The organism is Syntrophomonas curvata (assembly GCF_052976825.1).
In genome coordinates, this window is sequence record NZ_CM129641.1 from 614809 (window position 1) to 637065 (window position 22257).

Genomic DNA, 22257 nt, shown 5'->3' on the forward strand with positions numbered 1-22257 from the left:
GCCTGCAGCGGCCAGTTCAACCGGGGCTGGAGAAAACTCCTGGGCAACAGCAAGTGGCCTTAATCCATTACTGCACCAAAACACCTCTGATCTCCTGGAACAACGGTTCAGTTCCACTTTTTCAGGTCAGGAATTTTTCCTGGCTGATCATGTTGTGCGGGGAAAATCAGTTTTACCCGGTGTGGCTTATCTTGAGATGGCCAGGGCTGCCGTCAGCCAGTCGGCAGGTCGAATGATAGATGGGCACACATATATACGGCTTAAAAACATTGTCTGGGCTCAGCCTATTGTGGCTGATAATGAACCGGTTAAGGTGAATATTGTTCTTTTACCTGAAAACAACAGAAGCATTGCATATGAAATATATAGTGAGGCCGGAATAAACTCCGAACCGATCATGCACAGTCAGGGCAGCGCAGAGTTATATGCAGACTCAGAGCTTCCAATACTGGATTTGGCTGATTTACAGACCAGGTGCAAGCACGGAGTTATCTCACCTGTTCAGTTTTATGAGGATGCAAGGAATCAGGGTATATACCATGGCCAGGCATTTCGTAGTGTTAAAAAGGTATATGTGGGTCAGGGTTGCGTATTGGCCCGGCTGTTTTTGCCTGCTTCCGTTTTTGATACCCAGGATATATATGTATTGCACCCGAGCATTATGGATGCGGCAATACAGGCGGCAACCATATTCGTAATGAATGACCTGGACAAACATGAACTGCCGCTGCCGTTTGCCCTGGAAGAAGTTGAAGTCATAGAACCATGTTCAATGGCCGTGTGGGCTTACGCACGATACAGCAAAGGAAGCAAGGTTGGGGATAAGGTACATAAAATCGATATCGACTTGTGTAATGAAGCCGGGGAAATCTGTGTTCGCATGAAAGGTTTTTCAACCAGAGTATTGGAGGGAGAATTTAAAACGCCAGCCTCTTTATCAGCCATTGGAACCCTGATGCTCGAACCTGTATGGAAAGAAGAGGCTATAGCCGGAAAGGACGAATCCCGTAAATACATTGAACATATTGTGATATTCTGTGAAGTTGATATTGAAAATCAAACGGGGGGTGTGCAATCTGTTGTCCTGAGATCCGAGGAAACACGAATAGGGGAACGTTTCCAGCTCTATGCCGTGCAAGTGTTGGAGAAGATTAAACACCTGTTCAAGAAAAAGTATAAAGGTAATGTATTGGTTCAAGTTGTCGTTCCAACCCAAGCCGAAAAACAACTATTCTCCGGGCTTTCAGGATTGCTGAGAACTGCGCGGTTGGAAAATACAAGTTTTATAGGACAGATGATTGAGACAGATATGGCGGAAGGATCTGAAATAATCAATGCGTTAGAAGAAAACCGGTTATGTCCTGATGACATTCATATCCGTTATCAGAATGGCAGACGCTATGTAGCCGACTGGAATGAGTTAGAAGTTTCACCGGGCGATATAGATGTTCCCTGGAAAGACGGCGGCACCTACCTGATTACCGGGGGGACCGGCGGGCTGGGACTTATTCTCGCCCAGGAAATTGTCCAAAAAGCCGGTAATGTATCATTGCTGCTTGTTGACCGTTCAACCCTGACCGAGGATAAGCAAGCCGCTCTTCAGGAACTCCGTGACCTGGGAGCAAATATAGAATACAGGGAAACCGACGTTACTGATCGAGAGGCCGTAAATCACTTGATCAGGAACATAATTGAAGGATATGGTCGTCTCGATGGAATCATACATGCCGCAGGATTGGTCAGAGACAGTTATATCATAAACAAGACGCGGGAAGAGGTACAAACAGTACTGGCTCCGAAAGTTGCGGGGCTTATTAATCTGGATCAAGCCAGCCGGGAACTGGAACTGGACTTCTTCCTCATCTTTTCATCGGTGACAGGCTTCCTGGGTTCTTCCGGTCAGGCCGACTATGCTATGGCCAATGCGTTTATGGATGCCTTTGCCAGGTACCGCAACTCTATGATGAAATCAAAACGCAGAAATGGCCAAACGCTTTCTATCAATTGGCCGTTATGGAAAGACGGTGGAATGCGTGTTGATATCGAAACGGAAGAAACAATGTTCCATAATGAGGGAATGATCGCCATGGATACAGAAACCGGCATCCAGGCTTTGTACAAAGGCTTTGCTTCCGGTAAAAACCAGGTAGTTGTAATCAGAGGCGATTTACCGAGAGTGAAGCAAAAACTGGCAGGAATAAAGGCTGGCCCTGATCCGCAAAAAACATCATTTCATCCAACAATTAATTTTGATACCGGAAGCCTGACAGGCAAATTAGAAAATGCCCTGAAGCTGGAAGCAGCCGAATTGTTGAAGGTTAATAAAGAAATTGATACTGACACTGAGTTTATCAAGTATGGATTTGACTCAATCTCCTTGACCAAATTGACCAACCGATTAAACCGTAAATTCCAAATCAAGCTATTGCCTACCGTATTTTTTGAATATAGCAGCCTTCACAGCCTTGCTGAATACCTGGCTCGAGAATACGAGAGTCTGTTTGCCGGCCATTTTGCAGTACAAAACAGCGTTCAGGATACTGCACAGCCTGCTGAACAACCCGAAGAAGAAAAACCCCTTTCTTTCGGCCCCAAATGGCATTCCCGGTTTACGAGAGAGTCGTGGGGGCTGCCTGTATCCAAACAGGATGCATTTATTTCTGAACCTGTTGCCATTATAGGGATGAGCGGGGTGTTCCCCATGGCAAGGGACGTTAATGAATTCTGGAGGAATCTGGAGGAAGGCAGGGATTGTATAACGGAAATACCCCCGGATCGCTGGGATTGGCGGGATTATTACGGGGATGCTGAAACGGAAATTAATAAGACCAAGGTCAAATGGGGCGGATTTATAGATGGAGCAGGGGATTTTGATCCATTATTTTTTGGAATTTCTCCCCGGGAAGCCGAGCTGATGGACCCGCAGCAGCGTCTGCTTATGATCCATGCCTGGAAGGCAATAGAAGATGCGGGATATTCCGGGGAAAGCCTGTCGGGAACCAGGACGGGGATATTTGTAGGTACCGGGAGTTCCGGTTACAACTCCCTGCTGGCCAGGGCTGATTTACCCATAGACGGATTGACCGCTATTAATAACCCGCCTTCCATCGGTCCGAATCGGGTCAGCTATTTTCTGAACATTCATGGACCGAGCGAACCCGTCGAAACTGCTTGTTCCAGTTCACTGGTTGCGCTGCATCGCGGTGTAGCCGCCATACAGGACGGGAGCTGTGATATGGCTTTGGTGGGCGGGGTCAATGCTATTGTTTCACCAGAAGTATATATCAGTTTTGATAAAGCCAAGGCTTTGAGTAAAGATGGACGATGCCGAGCTTTTTCGGATAAAGCTGACGGTTTTGCGCTTGGTGAAGGAGCAGGAATGCTATTCCTTAAAAAGCTCCGTACCGCGGAAGAAACAGGAGATCACATTTGGGGAGTGATACGCAGTACTGCCGTTAACCACGGAGGCCGGGCCAGTTCGCTTACAGCCCCCAATCCCAAAGCTCAGGTGGAATTGCTGAAGACTGCCTATACCAAGGCAGGTATCGATCCCAGGACAGTAAGCTTCATTGAGGCCCATGGTACCGGCACAGAACTAGGTGATCCCATTGAGGTCAAAGCATTGATCTCAGCCTTCAAAGAGCTTTATGAGGCAGCGGGAGATTCAGAGGTTAAAAACGCCTGTTGCGGAATGAGCTCGGTAAAGACCAACATTGGACATCTGGCATTAGCCGCGGGAGTCGCAGGTATAGTTAAGATCCTTTTGCAGCTTAAACATAAAACCCTGGTCAAAAGCCTGCACTGTGATAAAATCAATCCTTACATACAGATGGAAGACAGCCCCTTCTACATAGTACGCGAGACAGAAGAATGGAAGGCTTTGCAGGATTCGCGAGGCAATGACCTGCCGAGGCGAGCCGGTATCAGTTCATTTGGAATTGGAGGGGTCAATGCTCATGTAGTCATTGAAGAATACATTCCTAAAGCCGAACGCCATCTAATCGGTATAAGTGCGCGAAATCCGGCGGTTATCGTGCTGTCAGCCAAAAATGAAGACCGGCTGAAGGAACAGGTAAGATTGTTACTGAATGCAATCAAAGAAGAGCGGTACTCCGAAACCGATCTTGCGGATATAGCCTATACATTACAGGTAGGACGGGAAGCTATGGAAGAACGGCTGGGTTTAATCGTAGAATCAATGACAGAATTTACCGGGAAGCTGCAGGGTTATTTGCATAGACAGGACGGCATTGAATACTTGTATCGCGGGCACGTTAAGCGCAATAAAAACACCCTGGCGGATAAAGAAATGCAGGAGAACCTTAATAGGTGGATTGAGCGAAGAGAATACACCAAGCTCCTGGATCTCTGGGTCAAGGGTTTGAAATTTGACTGGAATAAACTCTACGGTAAAATCAAGCCCCGGCGTATCAGCTTGCCTACCTATCCTTTTGCCCAGGAACGCTACTGGGTACCCGGAATTGAGGCAAGTAATGATAGAGGAACGAATATAGGTACAATGTTGCTTGGACCCGGTTGGAAAGAAGAAAAGCTTATCAGGCCAAAAGCGGTTCCTGAATACGCCCGGCATCTGGTGCTGCTTTGTGAGCCGGACAATATTTCTCCGGAAGTCATCGAATCTCAACTAAGCGGGGTTCAATGCATTGTTATGCAATCCCGGCAACAAAGTATCGCCGAACGTTTTCAAAACTATGCTCTTCAAGCCTTTGAAGAAACCCGGAAAATTCTCCGGGATAAACCTAAAAACAAAGTATTGATGCAGATAATAGTTACCGCTGAAAATGAACGGCAGCTTTTCTCCGGGCTTTCCGGCCTGCTGAAAAGTGCGCAATTGGAAAATCCCAAACTATTTGGGCAACTGATTGAAATCGAGCCTGGGGAAGATACCCAAGGCATAATCGAAAAACTGAAGGAAAACAGCTGCAGCCCCGTTGACAGCCATATTCGATATAAGGACGGCAAACGATATCTTCATAGCTGGAATGAAATTGAAATAAATAATGAAGCAACCCAGATCCCCTGGAAAGACCGGGGGGTCTATTTAATTACCGGCGGAGCCGGAGAATTAGGAATGATCTTTGCCAGAGAAATCGCCCGAAAAGCAAAAGCTGCAACCTTGATTCTCACGGGAAGATCATGGCTCAATGAAAACCAGCAAGCCCGGCTTAAAGAGCTGGAGGAAATGGGTGCCCGGGTTGAATACAGGCAGTCTGATGTAAGCCAAAAGCAGGATACAGATGAATTGCTGCAAACCGTCCGGGAAAAATATGGAAGGCTTAATGGTATCATCCACGGGGCAGGGGTAATCCGGGATAATTTCATCATCAAAAAAACAAAAGAAGAATTCTTGGAAGTTATGGCCCCCAAGGTTGCCGGGCTGATTAATATAGACCAGGCCAGCAAGGATCTGAGCCTGGACTGCTTCATCCTCTTTTCTTCCGGGGCGGGAGCCGTGGGCAATGCGGGTCAGGCTGATTATGCGGCTGCCAACGCCTTTATGGATAATTATGCCGGGTTCAGAAATACGTTAGTAGCTGCAGGCCAGCGCTGCGGACAGACCCTGTCGATCAATTGGCCGCTATGGAAAGAGGGCGGAATGCATGTCGATAAAGAAACTGAAGAGATGATTCTGCAAAATACGGGTCTGGTTGCCATGCAGACCTCAACCGGCATACAGGCCTTATATCAAAGCCTACCTTCCGGCAATGATCAGATTATGGTGATGGAAGGGGTTCTTGAACAAATGAAGCAAGCAATGTTTCTCAGGAAGGTAACGAAATCGCCAATATCTGATTTTGATATCGGGATAGCTAATACCAGATTACTGAATGAACTTAAACCTGCTTTAAAGCAAACTGTATCAGGTTTGCTGAACGTTAGGGCTGAGGATATTGATGATGATACCAACTTTATTGAATACGGCCTTGATCAGATTTTATTTTCCGAATTGGCCGGTATACTTAATCGGGAATATGATCTGGGATTGACCGGCATCATATTTGGAAAGTATCCGACCCTGGAAGGATTAGCGAATTACCTGGTTGAAAACTACGAAGGCTTGTTTGCGAATAGATTTCTTCGATCAAAAGAGCCGACAACGGAAATATTCATATCAATTGACGAACCCCAATTGCTGCTTGAAAAAACCACAAATAAGATGAAATGGTTATTGGGCAAAACCATAAAGTTGAGTAATGACAGGATCGATACAGATGAGCCATTAGAATCCTATGGAATTGATTCCATGATGATTACGAAGCTCAATCAAGAACTGAAACTTGTATTCGGAGAATTATCCAAAACCCTGTTTTATGAATATCAAACCTTAGGTGCACTGGCCGGGTATTTGGCTGCGAACTATCCTCAGGAGTGTATGAAGTGGGCGGGATTAACTGAATCAACCATGCAGGCGATATCCTCGCCAGTCGATCATACCGGCGGGTATCAAGGATTGAACCTATTGAGGAAGGGAAAGCAATCTCATGAAATTACATCTTTAAATCCAGGTAATGCCATACGCGAACCTATTGCCGTCATAGGCATAAGTGGGCGTTATCCGCAAGCAACAGATCTAAATCAGTTCTGGCGAAATTTAGAAACCGGCCAGGATTGTATATCAGAGATTCCTGAAGACCGCTGGTCATTAGAAGGATTCTTTCATCCGCAACCTCAGGAAGCCGTAGAACAATGTAAAAGTTATAGCAAATGGGGTGGCTTCCTAACAGGTTTTGCCGATTTTGATCCGCTGTTTTTCAATATCGCACCCCGGGAAGCGATCAATATGGATCCTCAGGAGCGTTTATTTATGGAATCCTGTTGGGAAGTATTGGAGGATGCAGGATATACCCGGGAGCAAATCGCGTCACAGTATAGAGGGCGGGTCGGTGTTTATGCGGGAATCACCAAAACCGGATATGATCTGTATGCCCCAGAATTATGGGAAAATGGCGAACAAATATATCCCATGACCTCATTCAGCTCGGTTGCTAACCGAATTTCATATTATATGAATTTTCATGGCCCCAGCATACCGATTGATACCATGTGTTCCTCTTCGCTGACTGCTATCCACGAAGCCTGTGAACATCTTAATCATGGAGAATGCGAGATGGCGATCGCGGGAGGAGTGAATTTATATCTCCATCCTTCCGGCTATGTTGGGCTATGTGCCAAGCAAATGCTATCAACGGAAGGGAAATGCAAAAGCTTTGGCAAAGGGGGCAACGGATTTGTACCTGGTGAAGGGGTAGGAGCTGTTTTGCTGAAGCGTCTATCTCAAGCTATAGAAGATCAGGATCACATATATGCAGTCATTCGCGGTACAAGTATCAATCACGGCGGGAAAACCAACGGCTTTACGGTACCTAATCCCATTGCCCAGGAAGAGCTTATTAGGTCGGCTTTGGACAGGGCAGGGGTAAATGCCCGGATGATAAGTTATATTGAGGCACATGGAACCGGAACTGAACTTGGCGATCCTATTGAAATAACAGGATTAAATCAAGCCTTTCATAAGGATACTAAAGATACGGGATTCTGCGCTATCGGTTCAGTAAAATCCAATATTGGCCATTTGGAAGCTGCAGCCGGTATTGCCGGAATCACTAAAATAATACTGCAAATGAAACATAAAAAAATCGCCGCAAGCTTATATTCTGAAGAATTGAATCCCAATATTAATTTCAGCAATAGCCCTTTCGTCGTCCAGCAGGAACTTAGCGAATGGAAAAGACCGGTTATCGGAATTAACGGAGAAGCTCGAGAGTATCCCAGAATTGCCGGTATCTCTTCCTTCGGCGCCGGAGGATCTAATGCTCATATAGTCATTGAAGAATATATGAGCCGGAATGAACCAGAACAATTTAATATAAATGCTCAAAACCCGGCAGTTATAGTACTGTCAGCCAGGAACGAAGAGCAGTTAAAGGAAAAAGTGAAACAATTACTGGATGTGATCCAAGAAGAACAGTACTCTAAATCCGACCTTGCTGATATAGCCTATACATTACAGGTGGGACGCGAAGCTATGGAAGAACGGCTGGGTGTGATCGTAGGATCGATTACTGAGCTTACGGAGAGGCTTTACGGCTATTTGGAAGGACAGGAGAGTATTGAAGATATGTACCGAGGGCAGGTGAAACATAATAAAAACACCATGGCTATTTTTACAACCGATGAAGAAATGCAGGAAGCTCTTAATAAGTGGATTGAGCGCAGAAAATATACCAAACTACTGGAGTTTTGGGTCAAAGGTTTGAAATTTGACTGGAATAAACTCTACGGTAAAATCAAGCCCCGGCGTATCAGCTTGCCTGCCTATCCTTTTGCGCGGGAACGTTACTGGGTACCTGATATTGAGAAAAAGAGCGCTGTTAATGCAGCAGGTTCAGGTATGGCTAGTCTCATACATCCTTTGCTGCATCAGAATACATCCGACTTTACTGAACAGCGGTTTACGTCCACCTTTTCAGGTCAGGAGTTTTTCCTGGCAGATCATGTGGTACAGGGGCGGAAGATATTACCTGGAGTGGCCTGTCTTGAGATGGCCCGGGCTGCAGTAGAGCAAGCGGCCGGATCAATAATGGAAGACCAGGCTATGATACAGCTAAAGAATGTTGTATGGACCCAACCCATCGTAGCAGGTGAACAGCCGGTGTCGATACATATTGGGCTTTACCCTGAAAATAATGGCGAAATTGTCTATGAAATATACGGCGGGTTTGATGAAAAGAAAGTATACAGTCAAGGGAGAGCAACACTAGGTAAAATAAGAGAAGAGATAAATATGGACTTAACCTCCTTGCGCAGTAATTACCGGAGTATCCTATCATCTGTTCAATGCTATGAAATCTTTCGTTTTATGGGGGTCAGCTACGGTCCCGCCCACCGGGGAATTGAAGCGTTGTATGCAGGAACTGATTCGGTATTAGCAAAACTGGTCTTACCTTCAGTTGTAGCTGGTACCCGGGAGCAATTTGTTTTGCACCCAAGTATAATAGATGCGGCCTTACAGGCTGCGATTGGTATATATATGGGCGATACAATATCCGGCCCCGGTCAGATCGGTCCAGCTCTTCCTTTTGCCTTGCAAGAGCTTGAAATCATCAGTAAATGTACCTCTGTCATGTGGGCTTGGGTGAAATACAGTGAAGGAAGTAAAGCAGGGGACAAAATACAAAAACTCGATATTAATATATGCGATGAAGCAGGTAAGATTTGTGTACGGATGAAAGGGGTTTCATTGCGGGCCCTGGAGCAAAAAGGCAGTTTGGCAGGAACGAATATAGGTACAATGTTGCTTGGACCCGGTTGGAAAGAAGAAAAGCTTATCAGGCCAAAAGCGGTTCCTGAATACGCCCGGCATCTGGTGCTGCTTTGTGAGCCGGACAATATTTCTCCGGAAGTCATCGAATCTCAACTAAGCGGGGTTCAATGCATTGTTATGCAATCCCGGCAACAAAGTATCGCCGAACGTTTTCAAAACTATGCTCTTCAAGCCTTTGAAGAAACCCGGAAAATTCTCCGGGATAAACCTAAAAACAAAGTATTGATGCAGATAATAGTTACCGCTGAAAATGAACGGCAGCTTTTCTCCGGGCTTTCCGGCCTGCTGAAAAGTGCGCAATTGGAAAATCCCAAACTATTTGGGCAACTGATTGAAATCGAGCCTGGGGAAGATACCCAAGGCATAATCGAAAAACTGAAGGAAAACAGCTGCAGCCCCGTTGACAGCCATATTCGATATAAGGACGGCAAACGATATCTTCATAGCTGGAATGAAATTGAAATAAATAATGAAGCAACCCAGATCCCCTGGAAAGACCGGGGGGTCTATTTAATTACCGGCGGAGCCGGAGAATTAGGAATGATCTTTGCCAGAGAAATCGCCCGAAAAGCAAAAGCTGCAACCTTGATTCTCACGGGAAGATCATGGCTCAATGAAAACCAGCAAGCCCGGCTTAAAGAGCTGGAGGAAATGGGTGCCCGGGTTGAATACAGGCAGTCTGATGTAAGCCAAAAGCAGGATACAGATGAATTGCTGCAAACCGTCCGGGAAAAATATGGAAGGCTTAATGGTATCATCCACGGGGCAGGGGTAATCCGGGATAATTTCATCATCAAAAAAACAAAAGAAGAATTCTTGGAAGTTATGGCCCCCAAGGTTGCCGGGCTGATTAATATAGACCAGGCCAGCAAGGATCTGAGCCTGGACTGCTTCATCCTCTTTTCTTCCGGGGCGGGAGCCGTGGGCAATGCGGGTCAGGCTGATTATGCGGCTGCCAACGCCTTTATGGATAATTATGCCGGGTTCAGAAATACGTTAGTAGCTGCAGGCCAGCGCTGCGGACAGACCCTGTCGATCAATTGGCCGCTATGGAAAGAGGGCGGAATGCATGTCGATAAAGAAACTGAAGAGATGATTCTGCAAAATACGGGTCTGGTTGCCATGCAGACCTCAACCGGCATACAGGCCTTATATCAAAGCCTACCTTCCGGCAATGATCAGATTATGGTGATGGAAGGGGAAATCAAGCGACTTAAGGTATCGGCATTGGAACAAACTGCCGAAACGCAATTCTCATCTTCCGCCGGGTCAGACAACGGGGTACCCGGTATCGAACCAGGGACACTGGAGGAAAAAACTGCAAACTATTTAAAAAGACTGCTTTCTTCGGTTATTAAACTGCCGGCGCACCGGATTGAAGCGGATGCTCCGATGGAAGTATATGGGATTGACTCCATCATGGCCATGAAAATGACCAAACAATTAGAGAAAACATTCGGATCATTGCCCAAGACACTGTTTTTTGAATATCAAAACATCCAGGCATTAACCGGGTATTTTATTGAATTCTATTCTGACCAGCTAATCGGAATATTAGGACTGGGGGACAGAACAGCAGCGGAAAATACCAAAGCCTATATTGGCTTGCAACAGCCTCGGGAAATATCCCTTAATAGCCGCGGGCGTTCCCGCCTGGCATCTATTGGGATAGAACCCAGGGAAGAAAAAAACAAAGAGGCGTTGGACATAGCTATTATCGGTATTGCCGGCCGCTATCCGCAGGCCGGCAATATTAAGGAATTCTGGAAGAACTTGCGGGACGGCATTGATTGCATCACAGAGATCCCCCAGGATAGGTGGGATCACAGCCTGTATTTCGATGAAGACAAAGATAAGCCTGGAAAGACGTATAGCAAGTGGGGAGGCTTTATAGAAGGTGTAGATGAATTTGATCCCCTATTTTTCAATATCTCACCCCGCGAAGCAGAAATCATGGACCCTCAGGAACGTTTATTTCTCCAATGCGTTTATGAAACCCTGGAGGATGCGGGATATACCCGGGAAAACCTCAGCAGGCACAAGGACCGCGGTTTGGCAGGGAATGTAGGCGTATATGTGGGAGTGATGTATGAGGAGTACCAGTTGTACGGAGTCCAGGAACAGATGCAGGGAAGGCCCATAGCACTATCCGGCAATCCATCATCGATAGCCAATCGGGTTTCGTACTTCTGCAACTTCCATGGGCCCAGCATGGCTTTAGATACCATGTGCTCATCCTCCTTGACCGCAATCCATTTAGCGTGCCAAAGTTTACAGCGAAGCGAGTGCGAGCTGGCGATTGCAGGCGGAGTTAATGTCTCCATCCATCCCAACAAATACCTGGGATTAGGCCAAGGAAAGTTTGTATCCAGCAAGGGGCGGTGTGAAAGCTTTGGGCAGGGAGGAGACGGCTACGTGCCTGGAGAAGGTGTAGGAGCCGTACTGCTTAAACCATTGTTCAAAGCTGCAGCTGACGGTGATCATATATACGGAATTATCAGGGCAACCGCAATTAATCATGGCGGGAAGACCAATGGATACTCAGTCCCCAACCCTAATGCCCAGGCCGGTGTAATAGGCCGAGCCATAAAAGCAGCGGGAATTGATCCGAGAAGCCTAAGTTATATAGAAGCACACGGCACCGGGACTTCCCTGGGAGACCCTATTGAAATCGCCGGTTTGACAAAAACCTTCCGGGAATACACTCAGGACAAACAGTTTTGCGCGATTGGATCAGCCAAATCGAATATCGGGCATTGTGAAAGTGCAGCCGGTATTGCCGGGCTGACCAAAGTAATATTGCAGCTCAAATATCACCAGTTGGTACCTTCATTGCATTCGGAGGTACTGAATCCCAACATAGATTTCAGCATAACCCCCTTTATCGTCCAGCAGGAACTGGGGGAATGGAAACGCCCGGTGATAAATGGCCGGGAGATGCCGAGGGCGGCGGGAATCTCCTCCTTTGGAGCGGGGGGTTCCAACGCTCATGTCGTGATCGAGGAATACATCCCGCGTGACCCGGAAAGGGCTACAATCGCCATAACTCCTCAGAACCCGGCCATCATCGTATTGTCAGCGAAAAACAAAGAGCGGCTGCAGGAACAGGCCGAGCGATTACTGGCGGCCATAGAGGAGGAACAATTCTCTGAGAGCAATCTGGCCGACATAGCTTATACCCTGCAGGTTGGGCGTGAAGCTATGGAAGAACGCATGGGGGTGATAGTAGGTTCAATACCTGAGCTCATAGAAAAACTAGAGGCATTTGCAACGGGACAGGACAGGAACGATGAATTGTACATGGGAGAGGTAAAACGGAACAAAGACACCCTGTCGGTATTAGCCGCTGATGAAGAGATGCAGGAAACCATCGCCAAATGGTTTGAACGGGGGAAATATGCCAAGCTTCTGAACCTTTGGGTAAAGGGTTTGAACTTCGATTGGAACAAGCTCTACGGGGAAGTGAAACCCCGCCGGATCAGTCTGCCCACCTATCCCTTTGCCAGAGAGCGCTACTGGATACCTGAAACAGATTCACCATCTGCAAGCCGGAAAGCCAGCCAGGTTATATCTGCCGTACTTCATCCGCTGCTTCATCAAAATACCTCCAACCTGTCGGAACAGCGGTTCAGTTCTACCTTTACCGGACAGGAATTTTTCCTTAAGGATCATATCGTACAGGGTCAGAATATGCTGCCCGGAGTTGCATATCTGGAGATGGCCCGGGCAGCAATCGAGCAGGCAACCGATGGCTTAATAGAAGAGCCGGGCAGGATAAAGCTTAAAAACGTGATATGGGCCAGGCCGATTACGGTAAAAGATCGGCCCGTCCAGGTGCATATCGGAATTTACCCCGAGGAGAGCGGAGAGATCGCCTATGAAATCTATACCCGGCCGGAAAGCAAAGAAGAAGAACCTGTCATATACAGCCAGGGCAACGCCATACTGCAGCCGGTCACCGAAGCTCCATCACTCGATTTGGCTGTCCTGCAGGCCCAATGCAGTCAAAAAAGACTATCACCCGGCCAATGCTACGATAAATATGAAGAGATGGGGATCATATATGGTCCGGGACACCGCGGGATTGAAGAGGTATATATCGGAGCGGATCAAGCCCTGGCCAGACTGTCCTTGCCTTTCTCCGTTTTAAATACACAGAATCAATATGTATTACATCCCAGTTTGATGGATGCTGCTCTGCAGTCCTCTATCGGTTTGATGATAGGGTCCGGAGACGCTGATGATTCCCTGGAAGCATCGGTGCCTTTTGCCCTGCAAGAGATGGAAGTGCTGGGACCCTGCACCTCCAAGATGTGGGCGCTGCTTCGATACAGCGACGGAAGAAAAACTAGTGCCAAGGGACTTAAAATGGATATAGATATATGTGATGAAAATGGAACCGTTTGTGTACGGATGAGAGGCTTCTCATCCAGAGATTTGGAAAGCGCTGAAGAGGATAGCGTAGTATCAGGCGGCAACATAGGAACGCTGCTGCTCAGGCCCGATTGGCAGGAATACCCCGTTACAGTGGAAGGCGTATTTGAGTATACAGATCATCTGGTAATCATCAGTGAACTAAGTAAAATAAGCCGGAGAAACCTGGAAAAGCAGATGAAAGGGGTACGCTGCCTCACCCTGGTATCCGGTCAGGATAACATTGAGGGACGGTTTAATGACTATGTCATTCAGACCTTCGAAGAGATTCAAACAATCTTGAAAAACAAGGCCGGGGGCAAAGTATTGGTACAGGTTGTGGTTTCGGGAGAAGAGGAACAACAAATGCTTACCGGATTAACAGGACTATTAAAGACCGCCCAATCAGAAAATCCCAAACTCATAGGGCAGGTAATAGAAATAGAAGCCGGAGAAAGCTTGGAAGGGATCATTGCAAAACTGAAAGAAAACAGCCAAAGTCCCTCAGATAACCAGATACGATATCAAGACGGTAAAAGATATATTTTAGGGTGGAATGAAATTGAAGATGTCAGAGAAAACGAAGAGATCCCCTGGAAAGACCGGGGGGTCTATTTAATTACCGGCGGAGCCGGAGGATTGGGTATGATCTTTGCCGGAGATATCGCCGGCAAAGTAAAAGATGCCACCCTGATCCTTACGGGGAGGTCAAAGCTTAACCAGGACAAAGAAGCTCAGATCAATGAGATTGAGGCATTGGGTGCCCGGGTAGAATACAGGCGGGTCGACATATCCGACCAAAAAGCAGTTATTGATCTGATGAAGCATATCAGGGAAAGATTCGGGACCCTGGATGGCATTCTCCATAGTGCCGGCGTGATAAGGGATAACTACATCATTAAGAAAACAAAAGAGGAAATCGAAGAAGTATTGGCTTCCAAGGTAAACGGATTAGTAAACCTGGATCAGGCCAGCCGGGATATGGATCTGGATTTCTTCATACTCTTCTCTTCGGTGGCGGGAGCCTTAGGCAACCTTGGCCAGGCTGATTACGCAGCCGCCAATGCTTTTATGGATGCCTATGCCGGATATCGCAACAACCTGGCAGCGTTGCAGCAGAGACAAGGGAAGACGCTGTCCGTCAACTGGCCGTTATGGAAAGAGAGCGGAATGAAGGTCGATGCAGAAACCGAAGAGATGCTGATGCAAACCATGGGTTTGGTTGCCATGCAGACTTCCAGCGGTATTCGAGCACTTTACCGCGCACTGTCCTTAAGTAAGGCCCAGGCAATGGTGATGGAGGGTGATATTGAAAAGATAAGGGATTATATGGGACTGAATTTTAAACAAATTCTGAATTATCCGAATGTTAATTCACAAAAGCCAGAGGATGCGTTATATAAAAATATCTTTACCAAAATATTAAACGATGAATTATCAGAACAACAATTTGAAAGATTAATCAGCAGCATGTGAAAGGCAAAACCCCGTATAAATGGGCAGTTTATGGTTCTTTACAATACGGTTTCAAGTTGTCCTTTAATATTATTTTCTGATTTGGTCAATAAGTTTTGACAATCTTTTTGAATAGACTAGGTTGTTTGACTACTTCAAACGCAAATACCGATATGGGGAGGAGAAAAAATGAACAAACAAGATATTATTGAACTTATCGTAAGCAACATTTATGAGGTGATTCCAGAGTTGGAAGGTCAAGAATTTGGGCTTGATGATAAGCTGGTTGATCTGGGTGCTAATTCTGTGGATCGAGCGGAAATCATTACGAGGGTTAAGGAAGTGTTATCTCTTAAGATTCCGCCATCAGAATTATATGGAGCAAAAAGCATAGGAGAATTGGCCAATGTATTCTATGCAAAATTATGATGACTCTGATTTGTTAATTACGGGTATTGGAATTACTTCGGCGATTGGTCAGGGCAAAAGCCTTTTTGTACAAAAGCTGCTTAAAGGTCAGGATGCATTTGGGATTATGCAACGCCCCGGCAGACAAAATAAAACTTCGTTTATAGGGGCAGAGATATCTTCTTTGACCAATCCGGAGCGTCTTTCAAAACGGTTGCTGCGAACAGCGTCATATACCGATAAGGTGGCAATGATTACCCTTCATGAGGCTTGGGATGAGGCTAAATTGGATGAAATGGACTCGAGCCGTATCGGGCTGGTGATTGGCGGATCTAATTTTAAGCAGCGAGAGCTGCTTGAGAATTTTGAAAAATATGCAGAACGAATTGATTTTATCAGACCGACATATGGACTATCCTTTATGGATAGCGATCTGTGCGGCTTCTGTACAGAGCAGTTTGGAATCAAGGGTATGGCATATACAGTCGGAAGCGCCTCTGCCAGCGGTCATATGGCAATTATTCAGGCAATACAAGCGGTCCAGACCGGGCAAGTTGATATATGCATAGCATTGGGAGCATTAATGGATTTATCATACCTTGAGTGCCAGTCCTTACGACTTTTAGGAGCTATGGGAAGTGACCGGTATGCCGAGGAACCTTCCCGGGCTTGCCGCCCATTTGATAAACAAAGGGACGGATTTATTTATGGAGAGGCCTGTGGAGCGGTTGTTATAGAACGAGCAGGTACTGCAGAAAAACGCCGTGTCCAACCCTACGCGATGTTAAAAGGATGGGCTGTTAGGATGGACGGAAATAGGAACCCTAACCCCTCATATGAAGGCGAGGTGCGGGTTATTCAAAATGCATTAAGACATGCAAATTTGTCAGCAAATGAAATTGATTATATCAACCCTCATGGAACAGGTTCAGTTATTGGAGATGAGATAGAACTTGCAGCAATCCGTGACTGCCAGCTCTCACATGCATATATTAATGGTACAAAATCCATAATCGGTCATGGTTTGAGTGCTGCCGGCACTGTGGAAATTATAGCAACTCTCCTGCAGATGAAAGAAGCCAGACTTCATCCTACCAGAAATCTTGAGAATCCTATAGATACATCTTTCAATTGGGTACGTGACCAATCTATTCCCCATGCTATTGAACATGCTCTGAATCTAAGTTTTGGATTTGGCGGAATAAATACGGCAATTTGTTTGCAAAAGGCATAAAACTGTTTAAATGCGAGGAGGGTAAGGCAATGATTCCTGTTGGAATTGAAGCGATGAACGTTTTCGGTGGGACAGCCTATTTGGATGTAATGGAATTAGCGCAGTATCGTCAATTAGATACGACCAGGTTCAATAATCTGCTTATGAAAGAAAAGGCTGTAGCTCTGCCTTATGAAGATCCGGTTACATATGGAGTAAATGCGGCAAAATCATTAGTAGACTCCCTTTCTGGAAAAGAAAAAGACCGTATTGAAATGCTGATAACCTGTACTGAATCAGGAATTGATTTTGGTAAATCTCTCAGCACCTATATTCATCATTATTTAGGATTAAACCGAAATTGCCGGTTGTTTGAACTCAAAAATGCTTGTTATTCAGGAACTGCCGGATTTCAAATGGCAGTCAACTTTATTTTGTCACAAACTTCACCAGGGGCTAAAGCTTTGGTAATCGGAACTGATATATCTAGATTTATGGTTACTGAAGGAGGGGATGCCCTGACCGAAGATTGGTCTTATGCGGAACCGAGTTCAGGTGCAGGAGCTGTGGCGATGTTAATCAGTGAAAGGCCTTATGTGTTTCAAGTGGACGTGGGTGCCAATGGGTACTATGGTTATGAGGTGATGGATACCTGCCGTCCCGTTCCCGACAGCGATGCCGGAGATGCGGATCTATCATTGCTATCCTATCTTGATTGCTGCGAGAATGCCTTCTTGGAATATAAGAAACGGGTGTCTGGAATAAATTATCAAGATACATTCCAGTATCTTGTTTTCCATACTCCGTTTGGGGGAATGGTAAAAGGAGCACATCGCACTATGATGCGAAAAATGACACAAGCGAATCCTGCTCAGATAGAAGAGGATTTTAACGAAAGGGTAATGCCGGGAATCATCTATTGCCAGCGGGTGGGAAACATCATGGGCGGTACTGTGTTCCTGAACCTGGCCAGTACCATAGATCAAGGCCAGTATGACAGTCCCAAGCGAATCGGTTGTTTCTCCTATGGTTCAGGTTGCTGCTCCGAATTTTATAGTGGTGTCGTAACATCACATGGCCAGGAACGCCAGCAACGCTTCCAGATTGAGCGAGAACTGGGTGAACGATATAAGTTGTCCATGGATGAATACCATAGCTTGTTGTTAGGCAGCAGTGCGGTGAAATTCGGTACTCGAAACGTCAGGCTGGATCTTGATTTAATTCCGGGAGCACTGAAATCGTGCCGGGGGAAAGAACGCCTTTTGTTGGAAGAGATCAGGGAGTTTCATCGTGAGTACAGGTGGGGAGTATGATGTACCAGACGATTAAAGTACGCATGCAGGAACCAATATGTTTTATTCAATTCAACCGCCCCGAAGCCAACAATACAATCAACGGTCTTTTAATTGAAGAATGCCATAGAGTTATAGACTTATGCAGAAAATCTGTCAATATTATTGTTTTGGAAGGATTGCCGGAAGTTTTCTGCTTTGGCGCTGATTTTCATGACATGCATGCAAATAATTCCGGCAAACAGCTAAAAGATCAAAGTCCGGAACCCATGTATGATTTATGGTTGGAATTGTCTCAAGGACCTTTTATAACAATTGCTCATGTTAGGGGAAGGGTCAATGCCGGGGGTGTAGGGTTTGTTGCTGGCAGTGACATTGTAATAGCTGATCAAACAGCGCAATTTAGCTTATCGGAATTACTTTTCGGGCTTTTTCCTGCTTGTGTTCTTCCATTTTTGATTCGCCGGATAGGATTTCAGAAAGCGCATTATTTAACATTAATAACTCAGCCAATATCAGTTAAACAAGCCTATGACTGGGGTTTAGTGGATGCCTATGATGACCGGAGTGAGTTTCTGCTGCGCAAGCATCTGCTTCGCCTGAGGAATCTATCCAAAACGGCTATCATGCGGTATAAACGCTATATGAATGAATTGAATGATTTATTAATCATATCCAAAAACTTGGCTATAAAGGCTAACCGAGAGATATTTGCCGACCCGAACAACATCGAGGGGATTTACCGGTTTATCGAAACGGGGCAATTTCCATGGGAAGATAGATAACCCAAAAGGTTGATAAGAGGGTATTTATATGTAGCATGTGAAAGCGGGATGCCCCCCTGACATTGGACAAAAACTCTTAACATCTGCCAACTTCCGGTAATTTTTTAACAATTGGTCTTTGAGTTCTTGTGGTACCTTTGGCGTTGCATATTTGCTCCTCCAGTTTAAAAGGTACCAGATTAAGTTGTCGGTTAGGGGCCAAACAGAAAGGCAGGGCGATAAGCAATGAATAATTCATTAAAGGTTTTATACAAAAAGATAAAGGAGCAAGAGATAAGTCAAGAAGATGCTATAAAACAGATTAAACAAATTCAAAATAAACTAAGAATTATTAATGGTACTGCATTGGTTTCGAAAAATGAGTACAGGGCAACAGAGAAAGGATTACTGGATATCGAACCAGGGACACTGGAGGAAAAAACTGCAAACTATTTAAAAAGACTGCTTTCTTCGGTTATTAAACTGCCGGCGCACCGGATTGAAGCGGATGCTCCGATGGAAGTATATGGGATTGACTCCATCATGGCCATGAAAATGACCAAACAATTAGAGAAAACATTCGGATCATTGCCCAAGACACTGTTTTTTGAATATCAAAACATCCAGGCATTAACCGGGTATTTTATTGAATTCTATTCTGACCAGCTAATCGGAATATTAGGACTGGGGGACAGAACAGCAGCGGAAAATACCAAAGCCTATATTGGCTTGCAACAGCCTCGGGAAATATCCCTTAATAGCCGCGGGCGTTCCCGCCTGGCATCTATTGGGATAGAACCCAGGGAAGAAAAAAACAAAGAGGCGTTGGACATAGCTATTATCGGTATTGCCGGCCGCTATCCGCAGGCCGGCAATATTAAGGAATTCTGGAAGAACTTGCGGGACGGCATTGATTGCATCACAGAGATCCCCCAGGATAGGTGGGATCACAGCCTGTATTTCGATGAAGACAAAGATAAGCCTGGAAAGACGTATAGCAAGTGGGGAGGCTTTATAGAAGGTGTAGATGAATTTGATCCCCTATTTTTCAATATCTCACCCCGCGAAGCAGAAATCATGGACCCTCAGGAACGTTTATTTCTCCAATGCGTTTATGAAACCCTGGAGGATGCGGGATATACCCGGGAAAACCTCAGCAGGCACAAGGACCGCGGTTTGGCAGGGAATGTAGGCGTATATGTGGGAGTGATGTATGAGGAGTACCAGTTGTACGGAGTCCAGGAACAGATGCAGGGAAGGCCCATAGCACTATCCGGCAATCCATCATCGATAGCCAATCGGGTTTCGTACTTCTGCAACTTCCATGGGCCCAGCATGGCTTTAGATACCATGTGCTCATCCTCCTTGACCGCAATCCATTTAGCGTGCCAAAGTTTACAGCGAAGCGAGTGCGAGCTGGCGATTGCAGGCGGAGTTAATGTCTCCATCCATCCCAACAAATACCTGGGATTAGGCCAAGGAAAGTTTGTATCCAGCAAGGGGCGGTGTGAAAGCTTTGGGCAGGGAGGAGACGGCTACGTGCCTGGAGAAGGTGTAGGAGCCGTACTGCTTAAACCATTGTTCAAAGCTGCAGCTGACGGTGATCATATATACGGAATTATCAGGGCAACCGCAATTAATCATGGCGGGAAGACCAATGGATACTCAGTCCCCAACCCTAATGCCCAGGCCGGTGTAATAGGCCGAGCCATAAAAGCAGCGGGAATTGATCCGAGAAGCCTAAGTTATATAGAAGCACACGGCACCGGGACTTCCCTGGGAGACCCTATTGAAATCGCCGGTTTGACAAAAACCTTCCGGGAATACACTCAGGACAAACAGTTTTGCGCGATTGGATCAGCCAAATCGAATATCGGGCATTGTGAAAGTGCAGCCGGTATTGCCGGGCTGACCAAAGTAATATTGCAGCTCAAATATCACCAGTTGGTACCTTCATTGCATTCGGAGGTACTGAATCCCAACATAGATTTCAGCATAACCCCCTTTATCGTCCAGCAGGAACTGGGGGAATGGAAACGCCCGGTGATAAATGGCCGGGAGATGCCGAGGGCGGCGGGAATCTCCTCCTTTGGAGCGGGGGGTTCCAACGCTCATGTCGTGATCGAGGAATACATCCCGCGTGACCCGGAAAGGGCTACAATCGCCATAACTCCTCAGAACCCGGCCATCATCGTATTGTCAGCGAAAAACAAAGAGCGGCTGCAGGAACAGGCCGAGCGATTACTGGCGGCCATAGAGGAGGAACAATTCTCTGAGAGCAATCTGGCCGACATAGCTTATACCCTGCAGGTTGGGCGTGAAGCTATGGAAGAACGCATGGGGGTGATAGTAGGTTCAATACCTGAGCTCATAGAAAAACTAGAGGCATTTGCAACGGGACAGGACAGGAACGATGAATTGTACATGGGAGAGGTAAAACGGAACAAAGACACCCTGTCGGTATTAGCCGCTGATGAAGAGATGCAGGAAATCATCGCCAAATGGTTTGAACGGGGGAAATATGCCAAGCTTCTGAACCTTTGGGTAAAGGGTTTGAACTTCGATTGGAACAAGCTCTACGGGGAAGTGAAACCCCGCCGGATCAGTCTGCCCACCTATCCCTTTGCCCAAAAACGTTGTTGGGTGCCAAGTTTTAATGCTAATTCCTATGGCAATAGCATCCAAAGATCAATCGGCGATTTCCTCAATCCCTCATCTTTCCAGCAAAATATCTCCGCTACTTCAGAAATATTTTTAAACTCTCAGCAAGGAGTTCGAACTATACCGCAACCGTGTTTAAATAGTATATCAGAGAAGCCACAGGGAATTTCCCTGCAAGCTTTATCACAACAACCCTTATATTCCGCCCACATTTTAATTGATAATACTTCGCATCCAACCCATCAGTTAAATAAATCATCATTTACTTTACAAAATTCCCGAAATTCTTATTCACAATCTGTACTTTCCGACGAGACCGCTATTTCGGAACACAGTTTGCGGGAAGAACTTACAAAAAGCTTGGCCCAAGCATTATATGTTGAACCGATTGATATTGATACAGACAAAAAATTTATTGATATGGGTTTAGATTCGGTTATAGGAATGATATGGATGAAAGCCATAAATAAACAATTTGGAACGAGTATAAAAGCAACCAAGATATACGATTATCCCAATATTCATGCTTTAGCCGGGTTCATCAAAAGCGAATTAAGTAAAGGAGAAGGGAATAGAGGTTTACAGCCTCTACACCCAGTCTCATCAACAATATCACTAAATGAGCTATGGGAATGTGTTTTTAATGGCACTCTGAATATAGAGCAGGCAGAAAAAATACTTGTTAACAGCTCCGCTTGGCAATAA

Annotated in this window: 6 protein-coding genes (1 of these 6 only partly in view); all 6 read left to right on the plus strand. The window is 45.9% G+C overall.

Going from position 1 to position 22257, the window contains the following annotated elements; translation table 11 throughout:
- On the plus strand, nucleotides 1-15235 hold the 3' portion of the coding sequence (locus ACU70B_RS02705) for a non-ribosomal peptide synthetase (RefSeq protein WP_447184824.1). It extends 5123 nt beyond the left edge of the window; the window shows 15235 of its 20358 coding nt (coding positions 5124-20358); its start codon lies beyond the left edge, outside the window; it ends in the stop codon at nucleotides 15233-15235.
- Nucleotides 15236-15403: 168 nt separating this feature from the next.
- Nucleotides 15404-15643, plus strand: coding sequence for an acyl carrier protein (locus ACU70B_RS02710; RefSeq protein ID WP_447184825.1), 240 nt, complete (start codon nucleotides 15404-15406; stop codon nucleotides 15641-15643).
- Nucleotides 15621-16856 carry a beta-ketoacyl synthase N-terminal-like domain-containing protein gene (locus ACU70B_RS02715; RefSeq protein ID WP_447184826.1) on the plus strand — a complete coding sequence of 412 codons (1236 nt, stop codon included), beginning with the start codon at nucleotides 15621-15623 and terminating at the stop codon, nucleotides 16854-16856. Before ACU70B_RS02710 ends, ACU70B_RS02715 begins: the two co-directional genes overlap by 23 nt.
- Nucleotides 16857-16885: 29 nt before the next feature.
- A complete protein-coding gene (locus ACU70B_RS02720; RefSeq protein ID WP_447184827.1) occupies nucleotides 16886-18148 on the plus strand; it encodes a hydroxymethylglutaryl-CoA synthase family protein in 1263 nt (420 codons plus the stop codon).
- Nucleotides 18145-18912: an enoyl-CoA hydratase/isomerase gene (locus ACU70B_RS02725; protein ID WP_447184828.1), complete on the plus strand. Its 768-nt coding sequence runs from the start codon at nucleotides 18145-18147 to the stop codon at nucleotides 18910-18912. The genes ACU70B_RS02720 and ACU70B_RS02725 overlap by 4 nt, the downstream gene beginning before the upstream one ends.
- Nucleotides 18913-19137: 225 nt before the next feature.
- On the plus strand, nucleotides 19138-22257 hold the full coding sequence (locus ACU70B_RS02730) for a beta-ketoacyl synthase N-terminal-like domain-containing protein (protein WP_447184829.1): 3120 nt from the start codon (nucleotides 19138-19140) through the stop codon (nucleotides 22255-22257).

Coding starts and splice junctions, on each gene's coding strand:
- ACU70B_RS02710 (WP_447184825.1), top strand. CDS start 15,404: ATGAACAAACAAGATATTATTGAACTTATCGTAAGCAACATTTATGAG.
- ACU70B_RS02715 (WP_447184826.1), top strand. CDS start 15,621: ATGTATTCTATGCAAAATTATGATGACTCTGATTTGTTAATTACGGGT.
- ACU70B_RS02720 (WP_447184827.1), top strand. CDS start 16,886: ATGATTCCTGTTGGAATTGAAGCGATGAACGTTTTCGGTGGGACAGCC.
- ACU70B_RS02725 (WP_447184828.1), top strand. CDS start 18,145: ATGATGTACCAGACGATTAAAGTACGCATGCAGGAACCAATATGTTTT.
- ACU70B_RS02730 (WP_447184829.1), top strand. CDS start 19,138: ATGAATAATTCATTAAAGGTTTTATACAAAAAGATAAAGGAGCAAGAG.